Origin of the sequence: Serratia sp. M24T3, from assembly GCF_000257645.1 — a bacterium.
Taxonomy (GTDB): domain Bacteria; phylum Pseudomonadota; class Gammaproteobacteria; order Enterobacterales; family Enterobacteriaceae; genus Rouxiella.
This window is the reverse complement of the sequence record NZ_AJHJ01000023.1, coordinates 60,877-68,819: the sequence shown is the minus strand read 5'-3', so window position 1 is coordinate 68,819 and position 7,943 is coordinate 60,877. Positions and strand designations below refer to the sequence as shown.

General features: G+C 49.3%; 6 protein-coding genes and 1 tRNA gene. 1 reads left to right on the top strand and 6 read right to left on the bottom strand.

Annotation, left to right across the window (positions count from 1 at the left end):
* The first annotated feature begins 54 nt into the window (after nt 1-54).
* On the top strand, nt 55-450 hold the full coding sequence (locus SPM24T3_RS26170) for a glucosyltransferase domain-containing protein (RefSeq protein ID WP_083836270.1): 396 nt from the start codon (nt 55-57) through the stop codon (nt 448-450).
* 279 nt (nt 451-729) lie between these two features.
* Here SPM24T3_RS26170 and SPM24T3_RS16630 read toward each other — a convergent pair.
* The 6 genes from SPM24T3_RS16630 to prfB all read right to left on the bottom strand — a co-directional run bounded on the left by SPM24T3_RS16630 (nt 730) and on the right by prfB (nt 7,808).
* A tRNA-Gly gene (locus SPM24T3_RS16630) sits at nt 730-803 on the bottom strand.
* 151 nt (nt 804-954) lie between these two features.
* Nucleotides 955-2,286 carry a cytochrome c gene (locus tag SPM24T3_RS16625; protein WP_009637955.1) on the bottom strand — a complete coding sequence of 444 codons (1,332 nt, stop codon included), beginning with the start codon at nt 2,284-2,286 and terminating at the stop codon, nt 955-957.
* 10 nt (nt 2,287-2,296) lie between these two features.
* Entirely contained in the window at nt 2,297-4,084 is a 1,788-nt protein-coding gene (locus tag SPM24T3_RS16620; RefSeq protein WP_009637954.1) for a GMC family oxidoreductase, read from the bottom strand.
* Between the two features lie 2 nt (nt 4,085-4,086).
* The gene (locus SPM24T3_RS16615) at nt 4,087-4,827 is read right to left on the bottom strand and encodes a gluconate 2-dehydrogenase subunit 3 family protein (protein WP_037378908.1); all 741 of its coding nucleotides are present in this window, start codon (nt 4,825-4,827) and stop codon (nt 4,087-4,089) included.
* A 340-nt stretch (nt 4,828-5,167) separates the two neighbouring features.
* Nucleotides 5,168-6,700: a lysine--tRNA ligase gene (lysS, locus tag SPM24T3_RS16610; RefSeq protein ID WP_009637952.1), complete on the bottom strand. Its 1,533-nt coding sequence runs from the start codon at nt 6,698-6,700 to the stop codon at nt 5,168-5,170.
* 9 nt (nt 6,701-6,709) lie between these two features.
* Nucleotides 6,710-7,808 (bottom strand): peptide chain release factor 2 gene (prfB, locus tag SPM24T3_RS16605; protein WP_157135320.1). Its coding sequence is split into 2 segments (ribosomal slippage): nt 6,710-7,732 and nt 7,734-7,808, totalling 1,098 coding nucleotides; the frame shifts between segments, so codons are not numbered across the junction.
* Between the last annotated feature and the right edge of the window lie 135 nt (nt 7,809-7,943).

Below are 7,943 nucleotides of genomic sequence, written 5' to 3'. Positions count from 1 at the left end.
AATTAATAGCTATCGGATGCTTTAAGAAAACTCGACTTCCTTCTAGATTAAAATATCAAAACCATTACATTACGCCCAAGTTTTGTATTAAAGAATCACACTTCCGCTCATCATAATCTATTTACTTATACCACGATTGCGTCATGCTTTTTGTTAGCTCTCTCAGCACTAATTTCCAAGAAACACCTCAGTATAATAGAAGTTCCACATGCAATCTTCATCGCTTCTCTTTTAATAATCAACCCTTTTATATTACATAGCATTTTATATAAACATGACTACTTGAGTATGGCCTTAGGTTTTCTTCTCGCTGTCGTTGCCCATACCTATAATAATAACTCACTCCGAAGAACCGCAGTAATAGCTGTATCAGGAACCTTGCCCCTCATGTTTTATCAGTCATCGTTCAACGTTTTCATAGGATTACTCGCTGTAGTTATCATGGATTAAGGAAGCTAGTCAGAAATAAAAATTCGTGATGGTTTAAAGTTTTTTTAAAACCCCGTGACTTTTACCCTTATTTATTTCATTCCACCAACCATTCCCATACCTTTTTAATTTTTATAAAAATGGGCATGAGAAATAAAAAATTATTATTTTATGCATTTGCATCTGCTCTAATTTTTATTCCGTGTAAAGGAATAAGAGCCGAATATAGTGATAATGGGGGTTAATATACTGATTTTATTGATTTTTCAGGATAATTACGGATGCTCTGAGAACTGCTTCTGGAGCGGGTGAAGGGAATCGAACCCTCGTATGCAGCTTGGGAAGCTACCGTTCTACCATTGAACTACACCCGCTTCGGTGTATGTCTCGCATTATATCGAGTTACGCGGTGGTGGCAAGGAAGCATCTAGATAAATGTCAGATTTTTAAGCATTTAGATCAAAATAAAGGGATTACCTGCATCGCAGGCAACCCCTTTTAGGTCTATTCAATCAACCTCAACGTTTACTTAAGCGGAAGCAACATTTCAATATTCTGACTGCCCAGCTGTTTTGGATCGGTGATGACGTTTTTATCTTCACGGACCTTTTTAACATCGTCAGCGGTGACCTTATCCCCAGCAGTGTTGCCCCAGCTAGTACGGATAAAGTTCACTACATCAGCAACTTGCTGGTTGTTCAAACGCCAGCCGAATGCAGGCATGGTGATATTCGACGGGGCACCAATCACGCCTGGCAAAGTGTTACCGGTCAACACAATGTGGATCAACGAAGCAGGATCCTTCGCCAATACAACCGGGTTGCCCTTAAGCTCAGGGAAGAAGCGTTTGTAACCAGTACCGTCGGTTTTATGGCAAGCGGCGCAGCTGTCTACGTATACCGAAGCACCCGTTTTGCTGTCATCGCCTTTCCACAACGCTTTCGCTTCAGTGTCGTCAGGTGTAAAGACAGGCGTGCTGCTGTCTTTAATATCCAATGACTTTAGATACTTAGCGATAGCCGTCGCATCTTCAGGCGTCAGGTATTGCAAGCTGTGCTTAACCACGTCGGTCATGCCACCAAATACGGCGGTGTGGTCATTACGGCCGGTACGCAGGAACTGCACCAGGTCGTCTTCGCTCCAGCGTCCCAATCCGTCACGGTTGTCGCCGCGTAGATTGCTCGCGGTATAGCCGTCAATCGGGGCCGCGCTACCAGACAGGAACTCGTTGCCATCGTCGTTATTCATGGCTTTTTCCTGCATGGTGATGCTGCGAGGCGTGTGGCAAGCGCCACAGTGTCCCAGACCTTCAACCAAGTAGCGTCCACGTGCCAATTGCGGATCTTCATTCATTTTTCCGGCAAAAGGCTGCACTTTTGGAGCAAAAGCGGTTCGCCAGATTGCCAGCGGCCATCTCATCGACAGTGGCCATGGAATATCGCTATCACGGTTTGGTTGCGCCACCGGCTGAACACCGTGCATGAAGTAGGCATACAGCGCCTTCATATCTTCATCGCTGACCACGGAGTAAGAAGGGAAAGGCATCGCCGGATACAGCGTCTGGCCGTTCTTCGCTACACCTTTACGCACCGCGTTTTCGAAATCTTCCAGCGTATAGTCACCGATGCCGTTAGTTTTATCCGGCGTGATGTTAGTGGAATAAATTGCACCGATCGGCGTCACCATCTTCAGACCACCAGCGAAAGGTTTTCCGCCTTCCGTGGTGTGACATGCCACGCAGTCACCGGCCTTTGCCAGATATTCACCGCGTTTGATCAAATCAGTACCGGTAGTGTCATCGGCCAGCGCGGCAAAGGCCACCGAGCCCAGGAACAAGGCAGAAAGTAATGTTTTCATAGCGATTTCCTTATGCCTGAACCAATGGGCCTGGGTTTTTCAGATAGGTCTCGCGAATTGCTTTTGCAGACCAATAGGTTAACGCAGCAACCATGCCGGTTGGGTTATAGCCCAAACCTTGCGGGAACGCCGACGCGCCTGGAACAAAGACGTTATGCACATCCCAGCTTTGCAGATAGCGGTTGATGGCACTGGTTTTAGGATCTTCACCCATGATGGCGCCGCCATTCATGTGAGTTGTCTGATAAACTGTGCTGTCAAAATGCGTATCGGCAGTTTTAGGCGAGCCAGAGATCAGCTTCGGATTCATCGCAACGGCAATTTTGTGCATTTTGTCGTGCATAAACTGCGACATTTTGATGTCGTTTGGCTGCCAGTCAAAGGTCATACGCAGCAGCGGCTGGCCATAAATGTCTTTGTAGGTTGGATCAAGATCCAAATAGTTCGCGCGATAAGACTGGTGCGCACCGTGGGCGTCCATCGAGACGTTATGGGTGTAAGAGTCCGCTACCGCAGCTTTCCATTTACTGCCCCAGTTCGGCGTGCCCGGAGGAGTCGCCACACCTGAAATTGGTTTTGAACCGGCCTGGTTGACCCAGAATGGTGAACCGCCAACGAAACCGTATTTACCATGGTCAAAGTTGTCGGCGTTAAAATCGTCAACCGCCACACCGTTACCACCGGCACCGATAAAGGTGTTGGTGAACTTGTCAGTCTCAAAGAAGGCTTTGATCGTTGTCAGGTTTTGATAGGCAAAGTTACGACCTACTACGCCTTCATTGGTTACCGGGTCGTAAGGCTTACCGATACCAGACAGCAGCATCAGGTGTACGTTATGGAACTGAAATGCGGAGAGGATCACCAGATCTGCCGGCTGCTCAACCTGCTGGCCAAGTGCGTCAACATAAGTCACGCCAGTAGCGCGTTTTTTATCATCGGTCAGATTCACGCGCAGCACGTAAGAGTTATTGCGCAGCTCAAACTGGGACTCCTGGCGCAGTGAAGGCAGGATGTTGACGTTCGGTGAAGCCTTGGAATACATGTAACACGCGTAACCGCTGCAATAACCGCAGAAGTTGCACGGGCCCATTTGCGCGCCATAAGTGTTGGTGTACGGGCCAGAGGTATTGGCAGAAGGCAGGTCGTATGGGTGATAACCCACCGCTTCGGCCGCTTGTGCAAAAAGTTGTGCAGAATAGGTACGCTTTTGTGCCGGCAGCGGGAATTTATCAGAGCGGTCGGGAGCAAACGGGTTGCCTGTACCTTGCGCGCCAGGCTGCTGCTGCCCTTTAATGGTCCATGGTGAACCGGAAGTCCCAAACACTTTTTCAGCTTTGTCGAAAAACGGCTCTAACTCGTTGTAGTTAACTCCGAAATCCTGAATAGTCATACCTTCCGGTATAAATTTCTTACCATATCGCTGCTCATAGTGGCTGCGCAGGTTCAATTCGGCTGGATCGACACGGAAATGCACCCCCGACCAGTGAAGACCTGCACCGCCGGTACCGGTTCCAGGAAGGAACGCGTTAAGCTGGCGATAAGGCATAGCGGTCTGAGTCATGTTATGACGAATGGTCACGGTGCTTTTGGACAAATCCTGGAACAGCTTTTTACGGATGTTGTAGGTCAGCTCATCCACAACCTGCGGATAGGCGCCGTCTGGATAAGTATCACGACTTGGTCCACGTTCAAGCGCAACTACGCTCAGACCCGCTTCAGTCAGTTCTTTGGCCATGATCGAGCCTGCCCAACCGAAACCAACGATTACGGCATCCACTTTTTGCATTGTTTTAGACATAGTTACGCTCTTTCACCACTGATAGACACCGGCGGGAACGGATAACGTTCGCCGCGTTCAACCCAGTCCATAAAGTCTGCACGGGCACCGGGGAATCCAATTAACTTCCAGCCGACCATCTGGTGATTGCCACCGTGGATCGGATCGCTGAAGAAGCCTTCTCGAGTGTTTTGCAGTAGGAAAGAGAAGAAAACCTTGCTTGGAACCTGTTTGAACTCGGCTTTACCGCTCTCAAATTCGCCCAGCAGCTGCTCTTGCTGATCATTATTCAGATCTTTGAATACCTTACCGAACTTGTCTTTCGCGTAGTCATTTGCGTCAGCGATACCCAGCTGATAAATGGCGAAAGGCCCCAACGGCAGCTGATAACCGAAGTCGTGCTCGGCCTCCGGGTGGAACGGACCCTGCATATACCAGTTGGCACCGGTTGCGTAAGGCGTATCCATCTGGCGGTCGATAAATTCGGGAACACCGGCTTCCAGCGCGCCAGCACCGCGATCGTCAGCAGGTATCAAACGCGCGACGGCAGCTTGTAAAAACGCATACTCTTCGGCGGTGAATTTGGTTGGATGATAATCAGGAGCCTTCACGGCAGCCGATGAATCGGACGGTTTCGCATCATTGGCCTGAGCAGGCGCAGACATTGCCATGAAACCGGTTCCATTTAAAGCCACGGCAGGTGCAATTGCAATGGTTTTGAGAAGGAAGTCTCTACGGGAATTTCCAGTATTTTTAGACGACATAGCAGGTGTTGTGATAACCAAAAAAGTTGAGGAAATTGTTATACGCCTATTACAAGCGCTATAAGTTGTTAATTTCTTCCTTAGAGAAAAGGAAGAATATGTAAAAATTTTACCACAATGTTAATGAGTGTAATTGGCGATTGATGCCAATAAATGTTTCTTCTTGTAAAATCGTGGTGAGATAATGCAAATTACCTGATAATTATTACAGATAATTTTTAATGAAATTTGGACATAAAAAGGTTTTCCAGCCGAGCTTGGTCGGTAAAAAACAGATTTACTTCAGAGGGATAGTACGGCAGAAGTGCTCCCCCCTCATACAGAGGAGGGAGTTGCAAAATTATTTCTGTGGGCGCATTGCCGGGAACAGAATAACATCGCGGATGGTGTGGCTGTTGGTGAACAGCATAACCATACGGTCAATACCAATGCCGAGGCCGGCGGTTGGTGGCATACCGTGTTCAAGCGCAGTGACGTAATCTTCATCGTAGAACATCGCTTCGTCATCGCCAGCATCTTTCGCGGCAACCTGATCGGCGAAACGCTGTGCCTGATCTTCTGCATCATTCAGCTCGGAGAAGCCGTTACCGATTTCACGTCCACCAATGAAGAACTCGAAGCGATCGGTCACTTCAGGATTTTCGTCATTACGTCGAGCCAGCGGAGAAACCTCTGCCGGATATTCAGTAATGAAGGTCGGCTGAATCAGGTGACTTTCTGCTGTTTCTTCGAAGATTTCACAAACTACGCGGCCCAGACCCCAGCTTTTCTCGATCTTGATACCCAAAGACTCCGCGATAACGGTCGCTTTAGCCATATCGGCCAAGTCTTCCACGTTAGTCTCAGGACGGTATTTCAGAATTGCTTCTGTCATGGTCAGCTTGGTGAACGGCTTGCCGAAGTCGAAGGTCTGATCGCCATACTGCACAACGCTGCTGCCAAGAACAGTTTCAGTCAGGGTGCGGAACAGAGATTCGGTCAACACAATCAGGTCACGGTAATCCGCATACGCCATGTAGAGTTCCATCATGGTGAACTCTGGATTGTGACGCGGAGAGACGCCTTCGTTACGGAAGTTACGGTTAATCTCGAATACGCGATCAAAGCCGCCCACTACCAGGCGCTTGAGGTAAAGCTCTGGCGCAATACGCAGATACATGTCGATGTCCAGCGCATTGTGGTGAGTGATAAACGGACGCGCAGACGCACCGCCCGGGATCACCTGCATCATCGGCGTTTCTACTTCCATAAAGTCCTGCTCAACCATGAACTTGCGGATGCCAGCCATGATTTGTGAACGGATTTTGAAAGTGTTACGCGAATCGTCGTTAGCGATCAGATCAAGGTAACGCTGACGGTAACGGGTTTCCTGATCGGCAAGGCCGTGGAACTTGTCTGGCAACGGACGCAGCGCTTTGGTCAACAGGCGCAGTTCAGTCACGTGGATAGAAAGTTCGCCGGTCTTGGTTTTGAACAACTTGCCGCGAGCACCGAGGATATCCCCAAGGTCCCACTTCTTGAACTCTTCGTTGTACTGACCTTCAAGCAGATCGTCACGCGAAACATACAGCTGAATGCGACCGCCGACGTCTTGCAGAGTCACGAAGGAGGCTTTGCCCATGATACGACGGGTCATCATACGGCCACCAACGGTAACCTCGATGTTCAGTGCTTCCAGCTCTTCATTTTCTTTATCGCCGTACGCAGCGTGCAGTGCATCGGAAATGCTATCACGACGGAAATCGTTCGGGAAAGCGATGCCTTTATCACGCAAAAGGGCCAGCTTCTCACGACGCGCTTTCAGCTCGTTGTTAAGTTCCTGCGCGTGTTCTGCGCCCTGTGGCTGCTGCCCAGATGGTTGTTGCTCAGACATTTCGGTTCCTTATAACCCGGCTTTCAAACTTGCTTCGATGAATTTATCCAGGTCGCCATCTAATACGGCCTGTGTATTGCGTGTTTCAACACCCGTGCGCAGGTCTTTGATACGAGAGTCATCCAGTACGTATGAACGGATCTGGCTGCCCCAACCGATATCGGACTTGTTGTCTTCGGCCTGTTGTTTATCAGCATTTTTCTTTTGCATCTCAAACTCATAAAGCTTCGCCTTAAGCTGCTTCATGGCCTGATCTTTGTTCTTATGCTGTGAACGGTCGTTTTGACACTGCACCACAATGTTGGTTGGCATGTGGGTAATACGTACAGCAGATTCGGTTTTGTTTACGTGCTGACCACCCGCACCAGAAGCGCGGTATACGTCGATACGCAAATCGGCCGGGTTGATTTCGATATCAATATCATCGTCAACTTCCGGATAAACGAATACGGAACTGAAAGAGGTATGGCGACGACCACCGGAGTCAAACGGGCTCTTGCGCACCAGGCGGTGAACGCCGGTTTCTGTACGCAGCCAGCCGAACGCGTAGTCGCCAATGATTTTGACGGTGGCAGACTTGGTGCCAGCAACATCGCCATCGGACTCTTCGATGATTTCCGTTTTGAAGCCACGGGAATCAGCCCAGCGCAGGAACATACGCAACAACATGCTGGCCCAATCCTGAGCTTCAGTGCCGCCGGAGCCTGCCTGGATGTCGAGATAGCAGTCGGCGCTGTCGTATTCACCGGAAAACATACGACGGAACTCAAGCTGTTCAAGCTTGGTCATCAGCACGTCGAGTTCGGCTACGGCTTCGTTGAAGGTTTCTTCATCTTCAGCCTCAACGGCCAGTTCCAGCAAACCAGTTACGTCTTCACGACCTTGAGTCAGGTCATCGATGGTATCGACAATGGCTTCCAGCGCCGAGCGCTCTTTGCCCAGCGCCTGCGCGCGTTCAGGTTCGTTCCATACGTCCGGCTGTTCCAGCTCGGCGTTTACTTCTTCGAGACGTTCTTTCTTGGCATCATAGTCAAAGATACCCCCTGATAACCGCGGCTCTTTCGGCCAAGTCCTGAATGCGGTTTTTTACCGGATTAATTTCAAACATGATTTTTTTCGCGTCTTACGTTAAGTCGTTTATGGCACAGCGCCATTCGAACCGCGTATTCTAAAGGAATATGCGGCTGTTTTATACCCTTGTTCCTGCAAAATACCGGACAGTTCCCGCCCGCCAAGTCTGTTG